Origin of the sequence: Herbaspirillum aquaticum, from assembly GCF_002213425.1 — a bacterium.
In the GTDB taxonomy this organism is placed as follows: Bacteria; Pseudomonadota; Gammaproteobacteria; order Burkholderiales; family Burkholderiaceae_D; genus Herbaspirillum; species Herbaspirillum aquaticum.
In genome coordinates this window covers 46,792-69,840 of sequence record NZ_NJGV01000027.1, presented here as the reverse complement: position 1 = coordinate 69,840, position 23,049 = coordinate 46,792, and the positions used below count along the sequence as shown (strand labels likewise).

The 23,049-nt window shown below is 64.2% G+C and carries 22 protein-coding genes; 14 read left to right on the top strand and 8 right to left on the bottom strand.

Annotated features, from left to right (window positions below; translation table 11 throughout):
- The first annotated feature begins 2 nt into the window (after positions 1-2).
- Positions 3-944 (top strand): phosphatidate cytidylyltransferase, encoded by a 942-nt coding sequence (locus CEJ45_RS21995; RefSeq protein WP_088757186.1) that lies wholly within the window; start codon positions 3-5, stop codon positions 942-944.
- A 36-nt stretch (positions 945-980) separates the two neighbouring features.
- On the opposite strand, the gene CEJ45_RS21990 is transcribed toward CEJ45_RS21995, so the two are convergent.
- Entirely contained in the window at positions 981-2,987 is a 2,007-nt protein-coding gene (locus CEJ45_RS21990) for an OPT family oligopeptide transporter (RefSeq protein ID WP_088757185.1), read from the bottom strand.
- 140 nt (positions 2,988-3,127) lie between these two features.
- Between CEJ45_RS21990 and CEJ45_RS21985 the strand changes: the two genes are divergently transcribed.
- The 9 genes from CEJ45_RS21985 to CEJ45_RS21945 all read left to right on the top strand — a co-directional run bounded on the left by CEJ45_RS21985 (position 3,128) and on the right by CEJ45_RS21945 (position 11,993).
- Positions 3,128-3,655 carry a hypothetical protein gene (locus CEJ45_RS21985; RefSeq protein WP_088757184.1) on the top strand — a complete coding sequence of 176 codons (528 nt, stop codon included), beginning with the start codon at positions 3,128-3,130 and terminating at the stop codon, positions 3,653-3,655.
- Between the two features lie 171 nt (positions 3,656-3,826).
- A complete protein-coding gene (locus CEJ45_RS21980) occupies positions 3,827-4,171 on the top strand; it encodes a DUF1840 domain-containing protein (RefSeq protein WP_088757183.1) in 345 nt (114 codons plus the stop codon).
- 273 nt (positions 4,172-4,444) lie between these two features.
- Positions 4,445-5,764, top strand: coding sequence for a 16S rRNA (cytosine(967)-C(5))-methyltransferase RsmB (gene rsmB, locus CEJ45_RS21975; protein ID WP_088757182.1), 1,320 nt, complete (start codon positions 4,445-4,447; stop codon positions 5,762-5,764).
- A complete protein-coding gene (locus CEJ45_RS21970) occupies positions 5,761-6,387 on the top strand; it encodes a DUF4390 domain-containing protein (RefSeq protein ID WP_284702414.1) in 627 nt (208 codons plus the stop codon). Before rsmB ends, CEJ45_RS21970 begins: the two co-directional genes overlap by 4 nt.
- Complete coding sequence (locus tag CEJ45_RS21965) at positions 6,384-8,660, top strand: sensor histidine kinase (RefSeq protein ID WP_088757181.1); 2,277 nt, start codon at positions 6,384-6,386, stop codon at positions 8,658-8,660. Before CEJ45_RS21970 ends, CEJ45_RS21965 begins: the two co-directional genes overlap by 4 nt.
- 167 nt (positions 8,661-8,827) lie before the next feature.
- A complete protein-coding gene (locus CEJ45_RS21960) occupies positions 8,828-9,577 on the top strand; it encodes a response regulator (protein WP_088757180.1) in 750 nt (249 codons plus the stop codon).
- A gap of 486 nt (positions 9,578-10,063) precedes the next feature.
- Positions 10,064-10,321 carry a BTH_I0359 family protein gene (locus tag CEJ45_RS21955; RefSeq protein WP_034332163.1) on the top strand — a complete coding sequence of 86 codons (258 nt, stop codon included), beginning with the start codon at positions 10,064-10,066 and terminating at the stop codon, positions 10,319-10,321.
- A gap of 134 nt (positions 10,322-10,455) precedes the next feature.
- Positions 10,456-11,151, top strand: coding sequence for a tRNA (guanine(46)-N(7))-methyltransferase TrmB (gene trmB, locus CEJ45_RS21950; protein ID WP_088757205.1), 696 nt, complete (start codon positions 10,456-10,458; stop codon positions 11,149-11,151).
- Entirely contained in the window at positions 11,148-11,993 is an 846-nt protein-coding gene (locus CEJ45_RS21945; RefSeq protein WP_088757179.1) for a DMT family transporter, read from the top strand. The genes trmB and CEJ45_RS21945 overlap by 4 nt, the downstream gene beginning before the upstream one ends.
- A gap of 49 nt (positions 11,994-12,042) precedes the next feature.
- On the opposite strand, the gene CEJ45_RS21940 is transcribed toward CEJ45_RS21945, so the two are convergent.
- The 5 genes from CEJ45_RS21940 to CEJ45_RS21920 form a co-directional block, all read right to left on the bottom strand.
- On the bottom strand, positions 12,043-12,765 hold the full coding sequence (locus CEJ45_RS21940; protein ID WP_088757204.1) for an amino acid ABC transporter ATP-binding protein: 723 nt from the start codon (positions 12,763-12,765) through the stop codon (positions 12,043-12,045).
- Between the two features lie 5 nt (positions 12,766-12,770).
- The gene (locus tag CEJ45_RS21935; RefSeq protein WP_034332175.1) at positions 12,771-13,523 is read right to left on the bottom strand and encodes an amino acid ABC transporter permease; all 753 of its coding nucleotides are present in this window, start codon (positions 13,521-13,523) and stop codon (positions 12,771-12,773) included.
- A gap of 142 nt (positions 13,524-13,665) precedes the next feature.
- On the bottom strand, positions 13,666-14,445 hold the full coding sequence (locus CEJ45_RS21930) for a basic amino acid ABC transporter substrate-binding protein (protein ID WP_088757178.1): 780 nt from the start codon (positions 14,443-14,445) through the stop codon (positions 13,666-13,668).
- Positions 14,446-14,656: 211 nt separating this feature from the next.
- Positions 14,657-15,565, bottom strand: a complete 909-nt coding sequence (gene rocF / locus CEJ45_RS21925) for an arginase (RefSeq protein ID WP_088757177.1) — start codon at positions 15,563-15,565, stop codon at positions 14,657-14,659.
- A complete protein-coding gene (locus CEJ45_RS21920; protein WP_088757176.1) occupies positions 15,562-16,605 on the bottom strand; it encodes an ornithine cyclodeaminase in 1,044 nt (347 codons plus the stop codon). Before CEJ45_RS21920 ends, rocF begins: the two co-directional genes overlap by 4 nt.
- A gap of 139 nt (positions 16,606-16,744) precedes the next feature.
- On the opposite strand from CEJ45_RS21920, the gene CEJ45_RS21915 reads away from it, so the two are divergent.
- Positions 16,745-17,212, top strand: a complete 468-nt coding sequence (locus CEJ45_RS21915; RefSeq protein WP_083859554.1) for an Lrp/AsnC family transcriptional regulator — start codon at positions 16,745-16,747, stop codon at positions 17,210-17,212.
- An 82-nt stretch (positions 17,213-17,294) separates the two neighbouring features.
- Here the strand turns inward: CEJ45_RS21915 and CEJ45_RS21910 are convergent, their stop codons facing one another.
- Positions 17,295-19,196: a potassium transporter Kup gene (locus tag CEJ45_RS21910; protein ID WP_088757175.1), complete on the bottom strand. Its 1,902-nt coding sequence runs from the start codon at positions 19,194-19,196 to the stop codon at positions 17,295-17,297.
- Positions 19,197-19,656: 460 nt separating this feature from the next.
- Between CEJ45_RS21910 and CEJ45_RS21905 the strand changes: the two genes are divergently transcribed.
- From CEJ45_RS21905 to CEJ45_RS21895, 3 genes are read left to right on the top strand one after another with little or no spacing between them, the layout of a single operon-like run.
- A complete protein-coding gene (locus tag CEJ45_RS21905; protein WP_088757174.1) occupies positions 19,657-20,682 on the top strand; it encodes an ABC transporter substrate-binding protein in 1,026 nt (341 codons plus the stop codon).
- Positions 20,663-21,535, top strand: a complete 873-nt coding sequence (locus CEJ45_RS21900; RefSeq protein ID WP_088757173.1) for an ABC transporter ATP-binding protein — start codon at positions 20,663-20,665, stop codon at positions 21,533-21,535. Before CEJ45_RS21905 ends, CEJ45_RS21900 begins: the two co-directional genes overlap by 20 nt.
- Before the next feature lie 15 nt (positions 21,536-21,550).
- Entirely contained in the window at positions 21,551-22,417 is an 867-nt protein-coding gene (locus CEJ45_RS21895; protein WP_088757172.1) for an ABC transporter permease, read from the top strand.
- Positions 22,418-22,471: 54 nt separating this feature from the next.
- Here CEJ45_RS21895 and CEJ45_RS21890 read toward each other — a convergent pair whose 3' ends face one another.
- The gene (locus tag CEJ45_RS21890; RefSeq protein WP_088757171.1) at positions 22,472-23,044 is read right to left on the bottom strand and encodes a methylated-DNA--[protein]-cysteine S-methyltransferase; all 573 of its coding nucleotides are present in this window, start codon (positions 23,042-23,044) and stop codon (positions 22,472-22,474) included.
- Positions 23,045-23,049 lie beyond the last annotated feature (5 nt).

Here is a 23,049-nt window from a genome sequence, read left to right as displayed (position 1 = left end):
CCATGACTCCCCAAGATACCCTCTTCGCCCTCTTTGGCGGCGTGTTCGCCGTCCTCGCCCTGGCCAGTTCGGTCGGTGGCCTGCTGCGCTGGCGCCTGGCCGGACGCAGCAGCAGCGTCATCGACAATCTCAATGCCCGCATCAAGGCCTGGTGGTGGATGATCGGCGCACTGGCCATCGCGTTCTGGATCGGCAAGACCGGCGTGGTAGTGCTGTTTGCCTTCATCTCGCTGCAGGCGCTGCGTGAATTCATTTCCGTCACCTACACCCGCGTGGGCGACCATCGGGCGCTGCTGTGGTGCTTCTTCGTATTCCTGCCGCTGCAGTACGTCCTGATCGGGATGGACTGGTATGGCCTGTTCTCCATCCTGATTCCGGTCTACGCCTTCCTGCTGCTGCCGATCTCGGCCTCGCTCTCCACCGATACCAAGCACTTCCTGGAGCGTGCGGCCAAGGTGCAGTGGGGGCTGATGATCTGCGTCTACTGCATCTCGCACGTGCCGGCCTTGCTGACGCTGCCCATCGCGGGCTTCGAGGGACGCAACCTGCAGTTGATCGTGTTCCTGGTGCTGACGGTGCAATCCAGCGATGTGTTCCAGTACGTATGGGGCAAGCTGTTCGGCAAGCGCAAGCTGGCCCCGCAGATTTCACCTTCCAAGACGCTGGAAGGCCTGGTCGGTGGCGTGCTGACCTCCACCGCCGTCGGCGCTGCGCTGTACTGGATCACGCCCTTCAATGTCTGGCAGGCAGCGCTGGTGGCGCTGACCATCAACATCCTGGGCTTCTTCGGGGGCTTCGTGCTGTCGGCGATCAAGCGTGACCGCGGACTCAAGGACTGGGGTGCCATGATCGAAGGCCATGGCGGCATGCTGGACCGGGTCGATTCGATCAGTTTCTCGGCACCGATTTTCTTTCATATCCTGCGCTACTGGTGGGTGCACTGAAGCACCACCAGCAGCGCATTCTCGCTAGCTCAGTCTTCAGCGCGCCGGCAGGATACGGCGCGCAAACGCGACCAGCACCAGCACCAGCGCAACCAGACCCAGCCACTGCCCGGTCGATTCAAACGCACCCGACACCACGGCCAGCGGTGCATCCTTGCCGGTAAAGCCGATGATGGCGGCCAGCAGCACACCCACCAGGCTTTCCCCCACGATCAGGCCGGAGGCCACCAGGATGCCGCGCTGGCGCGGCTTGTCGGCATAGGCTTCCAGATCCGCGCCGGCGGCCAGCGCGCGGCGGCGCAGTGCGCGTTCGATCAGCCAGCCCAGCACCGCGCCCAGGAACAGGGCACTGCTGACCATCGGCGGCAGGTAGATGCCGATGCCCACTGCCAGTACCGGCAAGCGCGCCACGCCGCCACGGCGGGCCAGCAGCCAGTCGATCACGATGAGCACGATGCCCAGTGCCACACCGACGCCCAGCATGGTCCAGTTCAGCTCACGGGTGAAGATGCCGGTAGCAATCGCCGTCATCAGGGTGGCCTGCGGGGCCGCCAGGGCCTGGGCTGCATCCATGCCCGCACGCGGCAGGGCTCCGGTAAAGCCATAGGCGTTGTAGAGCAGGTTGAGCACCGGCGGGATGATGAGCGCGCCCACCACGCAACCCACCAGCAGCGCCACCTGCTGGCGCCAGGGGGTGGCACCGACCAGTTGGCCGGTCTTCAGGTCTTGCAGGTTGTCATTGGCGATGGCCGCCACGGCAATGATGGCCGCGGTGACGAACAGCGCCACCGCGATGGCCAGCTTGCTGCCTGCGGGCGTGGCCAGCAGCGGATCGACCGCGCCCGACACCAGCAGCAGCACCGACACCAGGATCACGGCCACGATGCCGATGCCCGAGATCGGGCTGGAAGACGAACCGATCAGGCCGGCCATGTAACCGCAGGCCGCCGCTACCAGGAAGCCGAACACGAAGGCGAACACCACCGCATAGACGATCAGCCCGATGAACAGCGCCGGCGACACCGGTGCTTCGGAAAGGAAGGACGCGAATACCACCGCCAGCAGCGCAATCATGGCCAGGCTGATGACGATGATCCAGCGCGGCGACATGTCCTGGTCGGTGCGCTCGGTGCTGCCCTGCTGACGGCGCGAGAGCGTCGACAGCGAGGCCTTGACGCCTTCCAGCATGGGCTTGAAGAGCGTGGCCAGGGTCCACACGGCGGCCACACCGATCATGCCGGCACCGATGAAGCGCACCTGGCTTTTCCACAACCCGTTGGCAAAGTCCGCCAGGGCGACATCGGCGGCATGCGGGGTGACGGCGGTGAGGTAAGGCACGGCCACGCCCCAGGCGATGACCAGGCCGATCAGGATGGCGATGCCGGAGACGATGCCGATCATGTAGCCCGCGCCCACCAGCGCCAGCGAAAATCCCATCGTCAGGCGGACCACCGAGGCGCCGGCGGTCAACCAGAGGCTGATGCTTTCGGAAAACAGCTTCAGTCCGCTGGCGATCACACTGAAGGCCGCTGCCAGCGTGCCCCCGAACAGGATGTCACGCAGGCCGCGCCGGGTTTCCTCGCCGCCATCGGCGTCGGCGCTGCCCACGCGCAGGATTTCCGCCGCTGCCACGCCTTCCGGATAGGGCAGCGCGCTCTGCACCACCATCACCCGGCGCAACGGGATGGAGAACATCACCCCCAGCATGCCTCCGGCGGCGCAGATGCCCAGCGTCTGCAGGAAGGGGAAGCCCTGCCAGTGCCCCATCATCACCAGGCCGGGCAGGATGAAGATGATGGAAGAGAGCGTGCCGGCCGCCGAGGCCTGGGTCTGGACCATGTTGTTTTCCAGGATGTTGGCATTGGAAAACAGGCGCAAGACCGCCATCGAGATCACCGCAGCAGGGATCGCCGAGGAAAAGGTCAAGCCGACCTTCAGCCCGAGATACACGTTGGAGGCGGTGAAGACCACCGTGATGAGCGCGCCCAGCAGCATTCCGCGCAGGGTCAGTTCCGGCAGGCCGGTTTGGGTATCTTGATTCATATCGGGAAAGGGTTCCGTTTCGATGCGTTCTTATACCGCAAGAATTGCCGTACGGCCATCGGACAATCGCGCTATTTGCTTCACATGCGCCTCAAACCAGCTTTGATATGATGCCCCTCTCCCCGTTCCGGACCTTTCTCATGCCCCGCCTCCGTCCTGCCCTGCTGTTGCTGTCCGTAGCCTGCCTGTGCCTGGCGGCCTGCTCACCGCGCTACAACTGGCGCGAGGCCAGCGACAACGGCGCCCATTTCGTGGTCCTGCTGCCGGCCAAGCCGGCCAGCGTGACGCGTCCGGTGGACCTGGACGGTCCCAAGGTCGACATGAGCATGACGGCCGCCGAGGTCGATGGCCTCACCTTCGCCGTGGGCACGGCCGAGCTGCCCGATGCGGCGGCGGCCAACCGGGCATTGGAAGCGATGCGCACCGCCCTGCTCAACAATATCGGCGGCCAGCCGCAGGGCGCGCCGCTGTGGCCGGGCAAGACCACGGGCCTGGCGCGCACGCTGGACCTGGACGCACGGGGCGTGTCCCGCGGCCGCCCCCTGCGGCTGGTGGCACGGCTGGCGGTGCGGGAGCGCCGGGTGTACCAGATTCTCATCGTGGGAGAGGAAAAGGCCTTCACCGAGGAAAATATTGAAACCTTTTTCAGCTCTTTCAAACCAACCTGAGCGGGACCGGGCTGGATGACAAGATTCTGGCTCCCGGAGTATTCTTGTCCTGCCCGTCACTCCAAACGGGTACTCCCGCAGAAATGCGGATGCAGTCTGCAGCGCATTTCCAGCGCCCCGCCCCCGGCGAGCGCCCCAAAAAACGTTTTCATTCAAAGACCCTGAGGAAATATGCTGATCACATTCAAATCAAAAGCGGCTGCCGATGTGGTGATGTACGAATCGCACGCCAAACCCATCCTGGACCTGCTGCACAAGGACGCCGCCCGTGGCGTGATCACCGCTGCCGAGGCGGGTGACGCCATCGCCCTGCTGGAGCAGCAGATCACCGCCAGCAAGTCGCATGAAGCGGCCGAAGCCCTGGCGCGTGACGTCAACGCTCACCACAACGCCGACGTCGACGACCACAACCACGAAAAGATCGAGCCGGTCAGCTTCTCGGCACGCGCCTATCCGCTGCTGGACATGCTGCGCGAAGCCAAGAAGGGCAATCACGACATCCTCTGGGGCGTCTGAGCCCTTCCGGGAGCAGGCGGCCAGCGGGCGGCCAGGCAGCTCCCGGCCTGACACACCAGCAAAACGGCTGCCGCGATCATCCACCGCGGCAGCCGTTTTTGCGCGTGCTCAGCGTGTTGCAGAAGGCCGCCCGATGGCATCGCGCAGGCTCAATTGCAACTGGCAGGTGTGAGCACCATTGGCCGCTGGTACACTGGCGGCCCGCGCCACTTGCATCGACCATTGCCTCCTTGCAACAAGGGCGCCGCCTTATCTTCCTGAACCTGCAACGACGTGATCCAGATTTCTCTTCTTCCCCCCGGCGCCAAGGCCGATTCCCTGGCCTATCAGCTGGCCTATGCTGCCCAGGCGGTGGCCGCCGTGCGCGCCGGTCACGCCCTGCCGCAGGCGCTGGCGCAGATCTTCGCGCGCAGCGATGCCCCGCCGCCGGCACGCGGCGCCATCCAGGACCTGAGCTACCGCGCCATGCGTCACCTGGGGCTGACCGACAGCCTGCTCAGCTTGCTGGCCAACAAGCCGCCGCAACCAGAGGTGTTGCATGGACTGCTGGTGACGGCACTGGCGCTGCTGGTCAATGAAGAAGAGGCGGGCTACGACAGCTTCACCGTGGTCGACCAGGCGGTGCAGGCCGCGGCCATCAGCCAGGAAATGAGTTTCGCCAAGGGTGTGGTCAATGCCATCCTGCGCCGCTTCCTGCGCGAGCGCGCGGCGCTCATGCCGCAAGCCACCAAGACCCCGCCCGGTACCTGGAATTATCCGACCTGGTGGATCGACCGCCTCAAGGGCGCCTATCCCGAACAGTGGCAAGCCATCCTGCATGCCGGCAACCAGCCGCCGCCGTTGACGCTGCGCGTGAATCGCCGCCGTGCCAGTGTCGAGCAATACCTGTCCACCCTGCAGCAGGCCGGCATGGGCGCACGCGCCGTCGGCCCCTATGCCGTGCGGCTGGACAAGCCGGTTCCCGTGCATCAAATCCCCGGCTTTGCCGAGGGCGTGGTGTCGGTGCAGGATGCTGCCGCCCAGCTCGCCGCGCCGCTGCTGGATGTGGCCGATGGCATGCGCGTGCTGGACGCCTGCGCCGCGCCCGGCGGCAAGACCGGACACCTGCTGGAACTGGCCGAGCTCGACCTGCAGGCCCTGGACCACGATCCACGCCGCCTGCAGCGCATCGCCGAGAACCTCGATCGCCTGCAGCTCAAGGCCGCGCTCAAGACTGGCGACGCCCGTGAAGACGGCTGGTGGGATGGCCAGGGCTTCGACCGCATCCTGGCCGACGTGCCCTGTACTGCCTCGGGCATCGTGCGGCGCCACCCGGACATCCGCTGGCTGCGCCGCAAGACCGACACCGCGCAGCTTGCAACACTTTCCGCGCAAATTTTGGACAAGCTTTGGCAGATGCTGCGGCCCGATGGTAAATTGCTGCTCGTAACCTGCTCGCTGTGGCCCCAGGAATCGGAGCAGCAAGCGATCGCCTTCGCGCAGAAAAACAATGCCATCCGGCTGCCCGCTCCAGGCCAACTGCTGCCCACTGCCGGTGCCGATGCCGATCACGATGGCCTGTTCTATGCGCTGTTCCAAAAACCTGGTGCATGAATTTGACGCAATCGGTCCCCTCCCCCGCCTTGATGCCGGCGCCCATGCGCAACGGCTGGCCAGCGCTCCTGCGCGCGGTGCTGCAATGGATGCTGGCGCTGCTGCTGGCCTGTTCCTCGCTGGCCGTCCAGGCCGCCGAGATCACCGTCAACCAGGCGGCCATCGAAGCCAGCGACGAAGGCTACCGGCTCTCGGTGTCCTATGACTTCGATTTGAACCGCGGCCTGGAAGATGCGCTCTCGCGCGGTGTGCCGCTCTACTTCACCACCGACATCCAGCTCACCCGCCGGCGCTGGTACTGGTTCGACGAGACCAGCCTGTCGGCCACACGCACGCTGCGCCTGTCCTACAACGTGCTGACCCGGCAGTACCACACCGCCATCAGCGGCCAGCTGCAGCAGAGCTTCACCAACCTGGACGACGCCCTGACCCTGATCCGCCGCCCGCCGCGCTGGATCATCGCCGACAACAACGCGCTCAAGAGCGGCGAGACCTATCACGTCGGCCTGCGCATGCGGCTGGACGTGGCACAGCTGCCCAAGCCCTTCCAGGTCAATGCGCTCAACAACAGTGACTGGCGGCTGTCTTCCGACTGGATCGAATTCAATTTCAAACCCGAATGAGCCGCACCTTACGCTATCTGCTGGTGGTCGGCGGGGGCGTCATCAGCGTCCTGCTGTTCCTGCTGGCCTCGGCCTCCGAAAACTCCGCCCTCTTCGAGCAGCACTACCCGTGGCTGCTGTTCTTGAACGGCCTGGCCGCCATCTCCCTGCTGGGGCTGGTGCTGCTGCTGCTGGGCCGCCTCTACAAGCGCTACCGGCGCGGCAAGTTCGGCTCCAAGCTGCTGGCCCGCCTGGTGCTGATGTTTGCCCTGGTGGGCATTGTGCCGGGGGCGGTGATCTATCTGATGTCGGTGCAGTTCGTGTCGCGCTCCATCGAATCCTGGTTTGACGTGCGCATGGAAGCGGCGCTGGAATCGGGCCTGAACCTGGGCCGCAATGCGCTGGACTCCTCGCTCTCGGACCTCGTCTCGCGGGCGCGCGGCATGGCCCAGGAGCTCTCCGACATGAGCGACTCCGAGCAGGTGACCTACCTCTCGCGCCAGCGCGACCAGAACATGGAGATCACCATCGTCAACGGCAATGGCCAGGTGATGAGTACGGTAGGCGGCTCCATCGGTTCGCTCACGCCCATCCTGCCCAGCAGCCAGGCGATGCGCCAGGCACGGGTCTCGCGCGCCTTCTCGGCGGTGGAAAGCGACGACACCCGCCCGCCCGGCGCCTCCGACACTGACGGCAACCTGCGGCTGCACGTGGTGGTGCTGGTGCCGGCACCCAGCCGCGGGATGTCGTTGCAGAACGAAACGCGCTACCTGCAGATCCTGCAGCCGGTCCCCGATTACCTCGCCACCAATGCCGAAACCCTGCGGCTGGCCTACAACGAGTACCAGCAGCGCTCGGTCTCGCGCTCGGGGCTGCGCAAGATCTACCTGGTCACGCTGACGCTGACGCTGCTGCTGGCCATCTTCGCCGCCATCGCCAGCGCCTTCCTGATCGCCAGCGACCTGGCCAAGCCGCTGCTGCTGCTGGCCGAGGGCACCAAGGCGGTGGCCGAGGGCAATCTCTCGCCCCGGCCCATCGTCAGTACGTCCGACGAGCTGGGCACGCTCACGCAATCCTTCAACACCATGACGCGCCAGCTGCTGGAGGCGCGCACTTCGGTGGAAAGGAACCGCGCCGAGCTGGAAAATGCCAAGGCCTACCTGGAATCGGTGCTGGCCAACATGTCGGCCGGGGTGATGGTGCTGGATGGCCAATTCAACATCGTCAGCGCCAACGATTCGGTGCGCCGCATCCTCGGTTACGACTTCTCGGCCAATATCGGCACGCCCCTGCAGACCATCGAGAGCCAGGCGCCCTTTGCCCAGGCCATCATCCGCGCCTTCTCCGAACAGCTGGCCCAGCACAGCAGCGAAAGCGCCGACGGCCTGCACTGGCAGCGCCAGTTCGAACTGTCGCGCCAGCCCGGGGCCGTGCTCGATACCAGCGACGAGCAAGGCGGCAAGCCCGACCATGACAAGCTGACCCTGCTGGCGCGCGGCTCGCACCTGCCGGTGCAAAACGGCGTGGGCTACGTGGTGGTGTTCGACGACATCAGCAACGTCATCTCGGCCCAGCGCTCGATTGCCTGGGGCGAAGTGGCTCGCCGCCTGGCGCACGAGATCAAGAATCCCCTCACCCCCATCCAGCTCTCCGCCGAACGCCTGCAGCATCGCCTGGCCGACAAGCTCATGCCGGCCGATGCGGCCATCCTCGACAAGGGCACCACCACCATCGTCAACCAGGTCACGGCCATGAAGCGCATGGTCGACGACTTCCGCGACTATGCCAAGACCCCGCCGGCCAAGCCGGTGGCGCTCGACCTCAATGCGCTCATCGAGGAAATCCTCAACCTCTACCTGGCCGGCGATGGCCGCGACGTGATCCACGCGCGCCTGGCCCCGGAGATGAGCAAGGTCATGGGCGACGCCACCCAGATGCGCCAGGTCATCCACAACCTGCTGCAAAACGCCCAGGATGCCGTGACCGATGAGGGCCAAAGCGCACCGCGCATCGACGTGCTGACCGAGCAGATCGACATCGCCGGTACCGACGGCCAGCGCCGGCCAGCCGTGCGTCTGTCGATCATGGATAACGGCCCGGGCTTCTCGCCCACCATCCTCGCCCGCGCCTTCGAACCCTACGTCACGTCCAAGGCCCGGGGAACCGGACTGGGACTGGCGATGGTCAAGAAAATCGTCGAGGAACACGGCGGGCGCATCGATATCCAGAATCGGACCGATGGCAGAGGCGCAAAAATTGTAATTTTGCTGGTAAAGTTAGCACCTATTGATTAAGAGACAGTTTTCTCAGGAAACCGTCCCCAGGGTCAAGATTCGACAGCAAGGCGCCGGGAGGGATCCGGCAGTTCATCAAGGCACGCTCGTTAACGCCGCGTCGAGCGCGCCGGCCCGGAACAAGATCGAAAACTTGGACAATGAACTAGCAGCGAGGAAAGCAGCACATGGCTAACATCCTGGTCGTCGATGACGAAATGGGTATCCGCGAATTGCTCTCAGAAATTCTGGGCGATGAGGGGCATGTCGTGACCACTGCGGAAAACGCGCAGCAGGCACGCGAGCTTCGCCAGGCCGGTGTCCCCGACCTCGTGCTGCTCGACATCTGGATGCCCGATACCGACGGCGTCACGCTCCTGAAGGAATGGCAGCGCGATGGCCTGTTGACCATGCCGGTCATCATGATGTCCGGCCACGCCACCATCGACACCGCCGTCGAAGCCACCCGCATCGGCGCACTGAACTTCCTGGAAAAGCCGATCGCGCTGCAAAAGCTGCTCAAGGCCGTGCAGCAGGGCCTGTCGCACAGCCGCGAAGCGGTGCGCCCGGCCAGCTACCGCCCGGCCCCGGTGGCGGCCGTGGCCAATGGTGCGACCGAAGGCCTGCACACCCCCGAACATGTCGCCCCGGTGGCCGCCTATGCGCCCGCACTGGGCAGCGAACCGCTGCATCACGGCACGCCGGCCGCCGCACCCTTCGGGCAGGTCGCCGACAATGCCGCCAACATCTCCTTCGACCTGCCGCTGCGCGAAGCCCGCGATGCCTTCGAACGCGCCTATTTCGAATACCACCTGGTACGCGAAAACGGCAGCATGACACGCGTAGCCGAACGCACCGGCCTGGAACGCACCCACCTCTACCGCAAGCTCAAGCAGCTCGGTGTGGAACCGGGCAAGCTGGCGCGCAAGAATCACTGAACCACGCCGGCATGAACATCAAGACAACGGGATCGCAGCGCGATCCCGTTTCTTTTGGTAGTCTGGCCAAGTGTTGGGGTGCAGTCCGCCACAGGGGTGTGGCGGCGTCAGAAATTTCCTGATGTTCTTTTGCGTCCGACAGCGGCATGCTGAAGGCGTGATGAGGCTTGCCAGGCCGCAACCCGGCCTGCTGCAGGGCGATGAACTTCCGGGCAGGCTTGTCATCTATCTTCAGCAGGTGACAGTGCATCATGAAGAAACATGCAAGATTTAGTGCATGCGGAAAGGCAACACGGCAGGCATCAAAGTTTTTCCGTAACACTGCCGTCAACAGACCCAGGAGCGCAAGCGACGCGGCGTTCCCCGAGGGAGCTGTATCGAAGTAGCAGAGATGCACACGAGGCGCGGCCCAGGTGAAGGGTCTTGAAATTTACGGTGAAGGCGCCACTTCCTTTTCGAAGCAGTATTCCAGCATAAGGAGTCACTATGAACCTGATCTACAACAGTGAGCAGTACAGCGTCGTCGAATTCGGTGCCGATTCCGACCACGAAGCCCTGCGCTTCGGCGGCTACGAGATCATGGACAAGTCCGGCCAGCGTGAAATCTACATCGATGGCCCGGCGGCCGAACTGTTCCGCAAGGATGTCCAGGAGCTGATCGCGTCCGAACCCACCATGGACGATATCGACAACTTCCTGAGCCGTTATGACGTGATGATGCGTCATCCCATGACCTTGCACTGATCGGGTCAACCCTCCCGTTCTGCAGGCAATGACGCCGCGCCCACTGCGCGGCGTTCTCTTTTGGTCAGCTTGCCATCAGCGGCAGGCAGGCGGCGTCCATTAAAATGGCGTTTTGCCGCCTTGACCGCCTTGTCGTGAATTCATCCCCCATCAGCAGCGCCCAGACCGGCGTGCATGAGCAATTGGCCGCCCTGGTGGCGCGCCACGCCGATCCCGCCCATCCGTTCCGCAAACCCGTCACCGACTACAACCAGCGCGCCTTCGATGCCAGCATGGAAGCCTGGCGCGCCGCGGGCGAGGCGCCGCTGATCCTCGATACCGGCTGTGGCGTGGGCCTGTCGACGCTGCACCTGGCGGCGCAATACCCGGATCATTTCGTCATCGGCATCGACCAGTCGGCCGACCGCCTGGCCCGCAATACGCATTGGGACGGCCCGGAACCCGCGAACCTGTGCTTCGTGCGCGCCGACCTGGTCGATTACTGGCGCCTGGCACACCAAGCCGGGCTGCGTCCGGCGCGGCACTACCTGCTCTACCCCAATCCCTGGCCCAAGATCGGCCACCTGTCCCGGCGCTGGCAAGGCCATCCGGTGTTTCCCTTCATCGTGGCGCTGGGCGGCCAGCTGGAATGCCGCAGCAACTGGCGCATCTATGTCGAAGAGTTCACATCAGCCCTGAACCAGCTCACTGCGGGTAGTTTCGATGCCCAGGCCTGGCAACCCGACCAGCCCATCACACCCTTCGAGCGCAAGTACCTGGCGTCGGGCCATGCGCTGTGGCGCGTGGTGGCCGACCTGGATGCGCAGGCGCTGCCGGGCAGCCGCGCATGACGCTCCCGGTCATCGCCCTGGTCCTGGCCGCCGCACTGCTGCACGCTTCCTGGAACGCCCTGCTCAAGAGCAGCCAGGACCGCCTGGCCTCGCTCTCGCTCATGACCCTGGGCGCGGGCCTGGGGGCGATCCCGCTGGTGCTGTGGCGGCCGTGGCCGCAGGCGGAGAGCTGGTTCTACATCCTGCTCTCGGGTCTTCTGCACACCGGCTACAACCTGTTCCTGATTCGCGCCTACCGCATCGGCGACTTCGGCCAGTCCTATCCGATTGCACGCGGCTCCTCGCCCTTGCTGGTGGCACTGGGCGCGGCAGTGTTCGCCGGAGAGCAGCTGGGAATGTATACCGTGATCGGCATCGCCCTGGTCTCGCTGGGCATCGTCAGCCTGGCCAACCTGCGCGCCATGCGCCAGCGCGAGCACCTGTCCGGTCCGCTGGCGGCGCTGGCGACCGGCGCCTTCATTGCGGCCTACACCATCACCGATGGCATCGGCGCACGGCTCGCGGGCGATGCCATCGCCTATGCGGGCTGGCTGTTCGTGGCCGACAGCATTCCGCTGGCCCTGCTCTACCAGTACAAGCATGGACGCTCGCCAGTAGTGCTATCCCACAAGGACAGCTGGATCGGATTGGCGGGCGGCATGATGTCGCTGCTGGCCTACGGCATCGTGATCTGGGCCGTGACGCTCGCCCCCATGGGCATGGTCTCGGCGCTGCGCGAAACCTCGGTACTGTTTGCGCTCCTGATCGGCACGCTCTTCCTGGGCGAGAAGCTGACCCTGCGGCGCGTACTGTCCTGCGCGGTGATTGCAGCGGGGGCCATCGTGCTGGGGGCGCATCACTGAGCCTGCAACGAAAAACGCCGGGAGCAATCCCGGCGTTTTTCGTTGTCGCTTACAGCACCTTGCGCAGGAAATCGCGCGTGCGCTCATGGACAGGCTCGCCCAGCACCTGCTGCGGCGGTCCTTCTTCCATGATGACGCCCTGGTCGATGAAGAAGACCCGGTCCGCCACTTCACGGGCAAAGCCCATCTCGTGCGTGACCACGACCATGGTCATGCCTTCCTCGGCCAGTTGCTTCATGACGGTCAGCACTTCGCCCACCAGTTCCGGGTCCAGCGCGGAAGTGGGTTCATCAAACAGCATCACCTTCGGTTCCATCGCCAGCGCGCGGGCAATCGCCACGCGCTGCTGCTGGCCGCCGGAGAGCTGGTTGGGGAAGGCGTCGATCTTCTCCAGCAGGCCCACCTTCTGCAGCAGCTTCTCGGCCACCAGCACGGCTTCGCGGCGGGACAGCTTCTTGACCTGCATGGGCGCCATGATCAGGTTTTCCAGCACCGTCATGTGCGGGAACAGGTTGAAGCGCTGGAACACCATGCCCAGCTCGGCGCGCAGCGCATTGAGGTTGACCTTGGGATCATTGAGCTTGACGCCTTCGATGAAGATGTCGCCATCGCTGACTTCTTCCAGCCCGTTGAGGCAGCGCAGGAAAGTGCTCTTGCCCGAGCCCGACGGCCCGATCACGCACACCACTTCACGCGCGCGGATCTCGCAATCGATACCGCGCAGGATGTGCGCCTGGCCGAAGCGCTTCTGCAGTTGATTGACCTTGATCATCGTGCTCATCGTGCATCTCCCTTGCCGTAACGTGCTTCCAGATGGCGTACCAGCGCCGCCAGTGCCAGCGTGATGACCCAGTAGATCACCGAGATGGTCAGGTACGGCTCCCAGTAGCGTGCATAGGCGCCCGAGACGGTACGCGCTGCATAGGCCAGTTCAGCCAGGCCGATGGCCGAGGCCAGCGAGGAATCCTTGACGATGGCAATGGCATTGTTGCCCAGCGGCGGCAGCATGCGGCGGAAGGCCTGCGGCAGCACCACGCGGCGCAGCGTGCCGAGGTAGCTCATGCCCAGCGAGCGCGAGGCTTCGCTCTGGCCGCGGTCGATGGACTGGATGCCGGCGCGGAAGATCTCCGAGACATACGCGCCCGAGTTGAGCGTGATGGCCAGCACCGCCGAAGCGAAGGCACCGTAGTGCGAGCGGATCTCGCGCGCCAGGTCGCCCGAGAGGATCAGGCCGCCGCTGGGGTTGATCAACATCGGCATGAGCGCGAAGTGGATCAGCAGGATCTGCACGAACAAGGGTGTGCCGCGCAGGAAGCTGACGTAGAAGCGAATCGGCCACTGCACGCAGTAGCACAGGAAATATTTCCAGAAACCATGGCGTGCCTCGGCCAGGCGGCCCACGCCCAGCACCAGGCCCCAGCAGGTGCCGGCGATGACGCAGATGATCGCGGCCTTCAGGGTCATCCAGGTGCCTTCGACGAACAGCGGCGCGTATTCGCCGATGATTTCCCATTGGAAGAAGGAATGCATGATGAATCCGTTCAAACGGAGAGGTTAAGAAAAGCAGGGAACGCGAAAAACGCGGAACAAGCAGGACAGGCAGCGCGCCCCGCACCCCGGCGGAGCGGCGCTCAGGCAGGCGCCCGGCCAACGGGGGCCGGGGCCGGAAGGATTACTTCAGCGGCAGGGTCGGGACTTCGCCGTCGAACCAGGTCTTGTAGATCTTGGCGTAGGTGCCATCGGCGACGATCTGCTTCAGGCCGGCGTTGATCTTGTCCAGCAGTTCCTTGTTGCCCTTCTTGACGGCGATACCGAAGTACTGGCGCACGAACTTGGTGTCACCGACGACCTTGAACTTCTTCTCGGGATGGCTCTTGATGTAGAACTTGATCACGCCCACGTCGCCCACGGCCGCGTCAACGCCGCCGCGATACAGTTCTTCCAGCATCAGCACGGTGTTGTCGAAACGGTGGATGGCGGTGCTGGCCTTGCCCAGTTCTTCGGAGACCACGATGTCACCGGCGGTGGAGTTGACCACGGCCACTTGCGTCTTCTTCAGGTCGGCCAGCGAGGTGATCTTGGCATCGGCGTTGGTGATGATGACTTGCTCGGCCGGGAAGTACGGCAGCGAGAAGTCGACCATCTGGGCGCGCTTGTCGGTGATGGTGATGCCGGAGATGATGATGTCGCGGTCACCCTGGCCGAGGGTGGCGAAAATGCCTTCCCAGGGCGTGCTCACCAGCTGGATCTTGAAGTTGGACGCTTGCGAGATGGCCTTGATCAGGTCGATGTCGAAGCCGACCAGTTCCTTCTTCGGGGTTTCGAATTCGAAGGGGCGGTAGGTACCGCCGGCGCCGACCACGTAGGTCTGGTCAGCCGCGAAGGTGCTGCCGGCAGCACAGGACAGGGCCAGCGCGCTGGCGGCCAGGGTGAACAATTTCTTGAAGGACATGATGACTTCTTTCTGACGGAGGAGTGAACCGGGAGAGCAAGATGCGTGCGCACATCGCTTCCGCCCCGGCGTGCGGGCGCTTCCCGGCGCACGGGAATGCCAGGTGACTACCCTGCTCCTGCCCGCCGGACGCGACAAAACCCTGAATGATCGGGCATTGCCCGCAATCCTTCAACCTCCAATTGCATGCAATGAGAGGCGCCAGCCAAACTCAGCGAATCAGTGTGGATTTCCCGAACAAGCTTTCGACCAGGTCCACCACCACCTCAGCGGTCTGGTTGCGCACGTCGCAGGCCGGGTTCAGTTCCATCACGTCCAGCGAAGCAAGACGGCCGGTATCGGCGATCATCTCCATGCACAGCTGGGCCTCGCGATAGGTCGGACCGCCCAGGACGGCCGTGCCCACACCCGGAGCCAGCGCGGCATCGAGGAAATCCACATCGAAACTCACGTGCAGGTGGGTATCCGGCTCCATGCCGGCCAGCGCCTCCTGCATGGTGGCGCGCATGCCGTATTCATCGATGTGGCGCATGTCGAAGACGCGCACGCCCAGTTCGCGCAGGTGGCGCTTTTCTTCGCGGTCCACGCTGCGGATGCCGATCTGGCAGATCTGCTGCGGCTGCATGGCCGGCGTCTGGCCGCCCATGCGGGTCAGCGCGTCGGGCCCCACGCCCAGCAGACAGGCTACCGGCATGCCATGGATGTTGCCGGTCGGGGTGGATTGGCTGGTGTTGGCATCGGCATGGGCATCCAGCCACAGCACGCGCAGGTCCTTGCCGTGGGTGCGGCAGTGACGCGCCACGGCGGCAATCGACCCGACTGCCAGGGCATGGTCACCGCCCATGAGCAGCGGCACTTCGCCCTCGGCCAGGCTGCCCGATACCGCATCGAAGACGGCCTGGTTCCACTGCACCACCTGTTCCAGATGGCGCAATCCCTGCACCGGTGGCTGCTGCGGATTGGCCGGACCGCCCAGGTCGCCGCCATCGATCACTTCCAATCCATGCTGCTGCAGGCTGCGCTGCAGTTCGGCCACGCGCAGGGCGGCCGGGCCCATGGAGGCACCACGGCGGCTGGCGCCCACGTCGGTGGGGGCGCCCATCATCCTGATCTTGTTCATGCGTTTGCCTGCTCCTTGTAGGGAAGGACGGGGATGGCCAAGCCAACCAGGTCCTTGGGGTTGTCCAGTGCGGGGACCAGATCGATCTGCTGCGCCTGATGCGCATCGATGTGGTCATCCAGGTAGCGCAGCGCCGAGAAATCCTCCAGCGCGAAACCGACCGAATCGAAGACCGTCACTTCATGGGCATCGCGGCGGCCGGTTGCCTTGCCGGCCAGCACTTCCCACAGTTCGGTCACGGCAAAGTCCGGCGGCATCTGCTGCACTTCCCCTTCGATACGCGATTGCGGTGCGAATTCCACGACCACGCGCGCTTTCTCCAGCACGCCCCGATGCAATTCGGTCTTGCCGGGGCAATCGCCACCGACGGCATTGATGTGCATGCCGGCTTCGATCATGTCCGGATGCACGATCACGGCACGGCGCTTGTCGGCCGTGACCGTCGTGACGATGTCGGCCCCGGCCACCGCCTCGGCCGTGCTGCGTGCGCGGACCAGCCGCAGCGCAGGCCAGTTCCGCAGGTTGCGTACCAGCTTGTCGGTGGCAGCCGGGTCGACATCAAAGAGCCGCAACTCCGTGATACCCAGCTGGGTATGGAAAGCAATGGCCTGGAAGTCCGCCTGCGCACCATTGCCGATGAGTGCCATGCTGCGGCTGTTCGGGCGCGCCATGTGCTGCGCCGCCAGCACCGAGGTCGCCGCCGTGCGCAAGGCCGTGGTCAGGGTCAGTTCCGACAGCAGGCGCGGATAGCCGCTGGCCACCTCGGCCAGCACGCCGAAGGCGGTGACCGTCAGCAAACCCTGCGCCGTATTGGCGGGATGGCCGTTGACGTACTTGAAGGCATACCAGCGTCCATCCGAAATGGGCATCAGCTCGATCACCCCGCGCGCCGAGTGGCTGGCCACGCGTGCGCTCTTGTCGAATTGCGGCCAGCGCAGGAAGTCCTCGCGCAGGTATTGCACCATGCCGCCGATCACCTCCGGCAAGGGATACGTGGCCAGATGGGCTTGCAGGTCTGACGTTCCGATGTACTTGACCATGATGCATCAGCCTCTTGTGCAGGGGCTGCCTCGGCAGTGGCGATGGATGAAATCTTATCTACAACGGAGCGAAACAGGCTTTCGTTTTTCGTCATGATTTGCCATGATGACGAAATATTATTTCGCCGCGATGAATCATATGGACAAGATCGACATCAAGATCCTGGAACTGCTGCAAGCCGACGGCCAGATCAGCAACGTCGACCTGGCCGAGCGCATCCACCTCTCGCCGCCGCAGTGCATGCGACGCGTGCGTGCGCTGGAGGAGCAGGGCGTGATCCGCCGCTATGCCGCCCTGGTAGCGCCGGCTGAGGTCGGGCTCAATGTCACGGCCTTCGTGTCGCTCTCGCTGGACCGGGCGCAATTCAAGCAGGTGCGCGCAGTGGAAAAGGTGATCAAGGCCTTTCCCGAAATCGTCGAGTGCTACACCATCTCGGGTGACTTCGATTACCTGCTCAAGGTGGTCTCGCAGGATCTCAAGAGCCTGTCGCACTTCCTCACCGACCGGCTGATGCAGGTCCCCGGCGTGGCCGGGCTGCGCTCCATGATCTGCCTGGAAGAGGTCAAGCCAACCTCACCGCTGCCCATCACGCTGCCGCCACGATAATTCCCGGCGCCTCCGCAAAAAAAAACAGGGCCGCCCCGAAGGACGGCCCTGCCTTTGCCTCACGCGGCCAGTGCTGTGCCGCTCAGATTTCCACCTTGGTGCCCAGCTCCACCACGCGGTTGGCCGGGATGTGGAAGAAGTCCGAAGGCTTGGCGCCGTTCTGGTACATCCATGCGAACAGGCGCTCGCGCCACAGCGACATGCCCAGCAGCTTGCTCGGCACCACCGTGTCGCGCGCCAGGAAGAAGGAAGTATCCATCAGGTCGAAGTGATGGCCGAACTGCTGTTCGGTCAGCGTCATGACCTTCTGCACTTCCGGCGCTTCCTTGAAACCGAAGGCCGCGCGCAGCAGGTAGACGTCGCCGCCCAGCTCCTTCATGGTCAGGCGCTCGCTGTCGGCCACGTAGGGCACGTCCCAGATGCTGATCTTCAGGAAGAACACGCGCTCATGCAGGATGCGGTTGTGCTTCAGGTTGTGCAGCAGGGCGACCGGGACGGTGGCGATGTTGCCGGTCATGAAGACGGCGGTACCGCCCACGCGATGCGGCGGATGCGCCAGCAGGCCTTCGATGAAGGGCTCGATGGGAATGCCGTCATCCTTGATGCGCATGCGCAGCAGCATGCGGCCCGAGTACCAGGTCATCAACAGGAAGAAGGCCGCGCCGCCGATGACCAGCGGGAACCAGCCACCCTCGGTGAGTTTGAGCAGGTTGGCCGCGAAGAAGGCCACGTCGACCACCAGGAAGCAGCCGATGGCCACGACCACGGCCGGCATGCGCCACTTCCAGATGTGGCGCATCACCACGCCCAGCAGCATGGTGGTGATCACCATGGTGGTGGTCACGGCCACCCCGTAGGCGGCAGCCAGGTTGTCGGATTTCTTGAAGGCCAGCACCACCGCCACCACCACCACCAGCAGCATCCAGTTGATCAGGGGAATGTAGATCTGGCCCTGTTCATCCTCGGAGGTATGCAGGATGCGCATGCGCGGCACGAAGCCCAGCAGGATGGCCTGGCTGGTCAGCGAGAAGGCGCCCGAGATCACCGCCTGCGACGCAATCACGGTGGCGCAGGTGGCCAGCACCACCATGGGCAGCACCAGCGGCTCGGGGATCATCAGGTAGAAGGGGTTGGTGATGGCCTTGGGATTGGCGATCAGGTTGGCCCCCTGGCCGAAATAATTGATCAGCAGCGAGGGCATGACCGTAAACAGCCACGCGTAGCGGATCGGCTTGATGCCGAAGTGGCCCATGTCGGCATACAGCGCCTCGGCCCCGGTCAGCACCAGCACCACCGAACCCAGCACGATGAAGGCCTGCAGCGAGTGCTCGGCCATGAAGTGCACGGCGTAATACGGGTTGATCGCCACCAGCACTTCCGGCGCCTTGACGATGTTGTAGAGGCCCAGCAGCGCCAGCGACAAGAACCACAGGAACATCACCGGCCCGAAGAAGCGGCCCACCACGCTGGTGCCATGCCGCTGGATCAGGAACAGGACCACCACGATCGCCAAGGTGAGCGGTATGACCGCATGCGCCGTACTCGGCGCGGCGATCTCCAGCCCTTCCACCGCCGAGAGCACGGAGATGGCCGGCGTGATGACGACGTCGCCATAGAACATGCAGGCACCGAAGACACCCAGCATCATCAAGAGCTTGGCGCGCGGCGATCCTGAGATGGCTGAACGCAGCGACAGCGCCATCAGCGCCAGCACGCCGCCTTCGCCGTTGTTGTCGGCGCGCAGCACGAACATGACGTACTTGATGGTGACCACGATGGAGATCGACCAGAACAGCATCGAGATGATGCCCAGCACCGCGCCCGGGGAAAAGGCGATGCCATGGTCGGGGCTGAAACATTCCTTCAATGCGTACAGCGGGCTGGTACCGATATCGCCGAACACCACACCCAGCGCCGCCAGGGTAATCAGGTGGAATTTGGTCGACCGGAGGGAAAGGCCTGAATTGGTATGAGATGAACCCATCTTGCTCCCTTTGCTTCTTCAAATAGAGTGCCGGCGGACAGGTTCTGGGGGCAGACGCCACCCTCGGCGGGGAGGGCTGGCCACTGTCCGGGCAGGACGCGTACTTTAGCGCACTCTACCCGTGGTGCGCTCAAAATGCCGCTGACGACCTCCTGGCGTTGCGCGCGCGCCTCTCGCCTGGCTTGCGGAACTTGACAGCCGCGCACGGACGCGGTTCCGGAATTGCACTGCCGCAAAAACCTTCATATCGCCCGCAAGCCGCGCCGGACAAGGGCTTGCGGCCTATACCCCGGCCGCATATCGATATGCGGTAATCGAGTTTTTCTTTCTCCCCTGCCCTTTATATACTCCGAACGAATAAAGAACCGCGTTTTACCACCATGACGGTTCTAAGCCGACACCGCACATCCACTGCCGGATTCTCCACCGAAGCCGGCCTGCCTCCACAGTACAGGACACCATGACTACACGACTCTCTTCCAAGGGGCGCCTGCGGCGTCTGTTCACCACCACCCTGGCGCTGTCGCTGCTGGGTGCGCCGTTGATGGCGCGCGCCGAAGGCAGCATCCGCATCGCCCAGCAATTCGGTATCGGCTACCTGATCCTCGACGTGGTGCAGGACCAGAAGCTGATCGAAAAATACGGCAAGCAGGAAGGCGTGGACATCAAGGTCGAGTGGACCAGCCTGTCGGGCGCCACCGGCATGAACGAAGCCCTGCTGGCCGGGGCCCTGGACGTGGTCTCGGCCGGTGCGCCGCCGGCCCTGGTGCTGTGGGACCGCACGCGCGGCCGCCAGAACGTCAAGGCGATTGCCTCGCTGGGCTCCATGCCCAACTACCTGCTGAGCAACAATCCCAATGTCAGGACCATCAAGGATTTCAGCGACAAGGATCGCATCGCCGTCCCGGCGGCAGGTGTGGGCTTCCAGTCGCGCACGCTGCAGATCGAGACCGCCAGGGTATTCGGCAAGGAAGATTTCAAGCGCTTCGACAGCATCAGCGTGAGCCTCTCCCATCCGGATGCCACGGCGGCCCTGATCGCGGGCGGCTCGGAAATCAATGCGCACTTCTCCAGCCCGCCCTTCCAGTACCAGGCGCTGGAAAACAAGAAGGTGCACAAGGTCATCAGCTCTTACGACATCATGGGTGGACCGGCGACCTTCAACGTGCTCTACACCACCCAGAAATTCCACGACGAAAACCCCAAGACCTCCCGTGCCTTCTACAAGGCGCTGGTGGAAGCGGCCGAGTTCGTGCGCAACAACAAGGCCAAGGCAGCCGATACCTTCATCCGCGTGCAGAAGTCCAAGCTCGCGCCGGAGTTCGTGCGCAGGATCGTGGAAGACCCGGAAATCAACTTCACCGTCTCGCCCGAGCGCACCTTCGTCTATGCCGAGCAGCTGCATGCGCTGGGCGTGCTGAAGAATCGCGCCAATAGCTGGAAGGATTACTTCTTCGAGGAAGCGTATGCACAACCCGGCAGCTGAAACCGCCAGCGTGAGCGCCGCCGCCAGCCTGCAGCCGCTGCTGCAGGTGGACCGCGTGAGCCTGCAATACCGCAGCGCCACGGCCGTGGTGCAGGCCACGCATGAAGTCAGTTTCGACGTGCATCCGGCGGATCGCTTCGTGCTGCTGGGGCCCTCGGGCTGCGGCAAGTCCAGCCTGCTCAAATCGGTCGCGGGCTTCCTGCCGCCGGCCGGTGGCGAGATCCGTCTCGATGGCCAGGTGGTGCATCAGCCGGGGCCGGACCGCATCGTGGTCTTCCAGGAATTCGACCAGCTGCCGCCGTGGAAGACGGTGCTGCAGAACGTGATGTTTCCGCTGCTGGCCTCGCGCACGCTGGGCAAGCGCGAAGCCGCCGAGCGCGCCCGCCATTACCTGGAGAAGGTCGGCCTGGCGCGCTTTGCCGATGCCTATCCGCATACACTCTCGGGCGGCATGAAGGCGCGCGTGGCGATTGCCCGCGCACTGGCGATGCAACCCAAGATGCTGTTGATGGATGAGCCCTTCGCCGCCCTCGATGCGCTGACCCGCCGCAAGATGCAGGAAGAATTGCTGGCGCTGTGGGATGAGGTGCGCTTCACCCTGCTCTTCGTGACGCACTCCATCGAAGAGGCACTGGTGGTGGGCAACCGCATCCTGCTGCTCTCGCCGCATCCGGGCCGCGTACGCGCCGAGATCAACAGCCACCAGTACGATCTGTCCAGCCTGGGTGGCGTGGGCTTCCAGCAGACCGCGCAGCGCATCCATCGTCTGCTCTTCGATGAAGGCGGCGAGACCGGCGCGGCCAGCGCAGCGGCACCGGTCATCAATTTCAGCGATGTCCGCTTTTCTTACTAAAGACCGAAATACGCCATGCCCCAGACTCCCCCGATCCGCGACGAATACGAACTGCCGCTGACTCCCCTGCCCGGCCTGGTGCTGCAGCGCCAGTTCTCGCTGCCCCAGCGCATCTGGCAACAGGGCTGGGTGCGCAAGGGCGCCATCCTGCTGCTGCTGGCGCTGGTGTGGGAAGGCATCGCGCGCTGGCAGAACAATGACCTGCTGCTGCCGACCTTCCTGCAGACGGCGCAGGCCTTCCTCGACGGTCTCAAGACGGGCGAGCTGTTCGGCAAGACCTGGCTGTCGCTGCAGGTGCTGCTGAAGGCCTATCTGCTGGGCATCGTGGCGGCCTTCGTGCTGACCACGCTGGCGGTGTCGACGCAATTCGGGCGCGACCTGCTGGGCACCCTCACCTCGATGTTCAATCCGCTGCCGGCCATTGCGCTGCTGCCCATCGCCCTGCTGTGGTTCGGGCTGGGCCAAGGCAGCCTGATCTTCGTGCTGGTGCATTCGGTGCTGTGGGCGCTGGCGGTCAATACCTATGCGGGCTTCCTGGGGGTCTCGGAGACCCTGCGCATGGCCGGCCGCAACTATGGCCTGCGCGGCCTGGGCTTCGTGCTGCAGGTACTGGTGCCGGCCGCCCTGCCCTCCATCCTGGCGGGATTGCGCATCGGCTGGGCGTTTGCATGGCGTACGCTCATTGCCGCCGAACTGGTCTTCGGTGCCACCAGCGGCAAAGGCGGACTGGGCTGGTACATCTTCCAGAATCGCAACGAACTCTATACCGACAAGGTCTTCGCCGGCCTGGCCATGGTGATCCTCATCGGTCTGCTGGTAGAGAACCTGGTCTTCAATACGCTGGAACGCGTGACCGTGAAGAGGTGGGGCATGCAGCGCTGAGCACGCTGCACGGCCAGGCTGGCTGTTGCAGGGAAGTTAGTTGCGTTTTCGGACTTACAGCAGCGACAGCTGGTTGGGATCTTCGCGTCGCCGCGATTGCGCCTTGCGGCGGGGATCGATGACCTGGCCGATATCGCGGCCCTCGGTGGAAATGCCCTCGATGGCCAGCAGCAGTTTCTTGACGTGCAGCCCGCCGGCAAAGCCGGTGAGTTCGCCACCGGCGCCGATGACGCGATGGCAGGGCGCGATGATGGAAATGGGATTGCGGCCATTGGCCGCCCCCACGGCGCGCACCGCCTTCTCGTTGCCGAGCTGGCGTGCGATATCGAGATAGGTGCGGGTCTGGCCATAAGGGATGTCGAGCAGGGCCGACCACACCTGGCGCTGGAACTCGGTGCCTTCGAAATGCAGCGGGATGTCGAAGCTGTCGCGTTCGCCGGCAAAATATTCGCGCAGCTGATGTTCGGTTTCGATCAGGACCGGACGGTCTTCATCTTCCACCATCTCACCCAGGCGCACGCGCAGGGCGTCATCGTCCTCCCACAGGATGGCCGCCAGGTGATCCCCCTTGGCCACCAGCTTGAGCAAACCGGCCGGGGAGGCCATCAGCTTGTACGCATATTCCATTGGCA

Excerpts from the sequence above, each read along its gene's own strand:
- CEJ45_RS21995 (WP_088757186.1), top strand. The coding sequence starts at position 3 with ATGACTCCCCAAGATACCCTCTTCGCCCTCTTTGGCGGCGTGTTCGCC.
- CEJ45_RS21990 (WP_088757185.1), bottom strand. The coding sequence starts at position 2,987 with ATGAATCAAGATACCCAAACCGGCCTGCCGGAACTGACCCTGCGCGGA.
- CEJ45_RS21985 (WP_088757184.1), top strand. The coding sequence starts at position 3,128 with ATGCCCCGCCTCCGTCCTGCCCTGCTGTTGCTGTCCGTAGCCTGCCTG.
- CEJ45_RS21980 (WP_088757183.1), top strand. The coding sequence starts at position 3,827 with ATGCTGATCACATTCAAATCAAAAGCGGCTGCCGATGTGGTGATGTAC.
- CEJ45_RS21970 (WP_284702414.1), top strand. The coding sequence starts at position 5,761 with ATGAATTTGACGCAATCGGTCCCCTCCCCCGCCTTGATGCCGGCGCCC.
- CEJ45_RS21965 (WP_088757181.1), top strand. The coding sequence starts at position 6,384 with ATGAGCCGCACCTTACGCTATCTGCTGGTGGTCGGCGGGGGCGTCATC.
- CEJ45_RS21960 (WP_088757180.1), top strand. The coding sequence starts at position 8,828 with ATGGCTAACATCCTGGTCGTCGATGACGAAATGGGTATCCGCGAATTG.
- CEJ45_RS21955 (WP_034332163.1), top strand. The coding sequence starts at position 10,064 with ATGAACCTGATCTACAACAGTGAGCAGTACAGCGTCGTCGAATTCGGT.
- CEJ45_RS21945 (WP_088757179.1), top strand. The coding sequence starts at position 11,148 with ATGACGCTCCCGGTCATCGCCCTGGTCCTGGCCGCCGCACTGCTGCAC.
- CEJ45_RS21940 (WP_088757204.1), bottom strand. The coding sequence starts at position 12,765 with ATGATCAAGGTCAATCAACTGCAGAAGCGCTTCGGCCAGGCGCACATC.
- CEJ45_RS21935 (WP_034332175.1), bottom strand. The coding sequence starts at position 13,523 with ATGCATTCCTTCTTCCAATGGGAAATCATCGGCGAATACGCGCCGCTG.
- CEJ45_RS21930 (WP_088757178.1), bottom strand. The coding sequence starts at position 14,445 with ATGTCCTTCAAGAAATTGTTCACCCTGGCCGCCAGCGCGCTGGCCCTG.
- rocF (WP_088757177.1), bottom strand. The coding sequence starts at position 15,565 with ATGAACAAGATCAGGATGATGGGCGCCCCCACCGACGTGGGCGCCAGC.
- CEJ45_RS21920 (WP_088757176.1), bottom strand. The coding sequence starts at position 16,605 with ATGGTCAAGTACATCGGAACGTCAGACCTGCAAGCCCATCTGGCCACG.
- CEJ45_RS21915 (WP_083859554.1), top strand. The coding sequence starts at position 16,745 with ATGGACAAGATCGACATCAAGATCCTGGAACTGCTGCAAGCCGACGGC.
- CEJ45_RS21910 (WP_088757175.1), bottom strand. The coding sequence starts at position 19,196 with ATGGGTTCATCTCATACCAATTCAGGCCTTTCCCTCCGGTCGACCAAA.
- CEJ45_RS21905 (WP_088757174.1), top strand. The coding sequence starts at position 19,657 with ATGACTACACGACTCTCTTCCAAGGGGCGCCTGCGGCGTCTGTTCACC.
- CEJ45_RS21900 (WP_088757173.1), top strand. The coding sequence starts at position 20,663 with ATGCACAACCCGGCAGCTGAAACCGCCAGCGTGAGCGCCGCCGCCAGC.
- CEJ45_RS21895 (WP_088757172.1), top strand. The coding sequence starts at position 21,551 with ATGCCCCAGACTCCCCCGATCCGCGACGAATACGAACTGCCGCTGACT.
- CEJ45_RS21890 (WP_088757171.1), bottom strand. The coding sequence starts at position 23,044 with ATGGAATATGCGTACAAGCTGATGGCCTCCCCGGCCGGTTTGCTCAAG.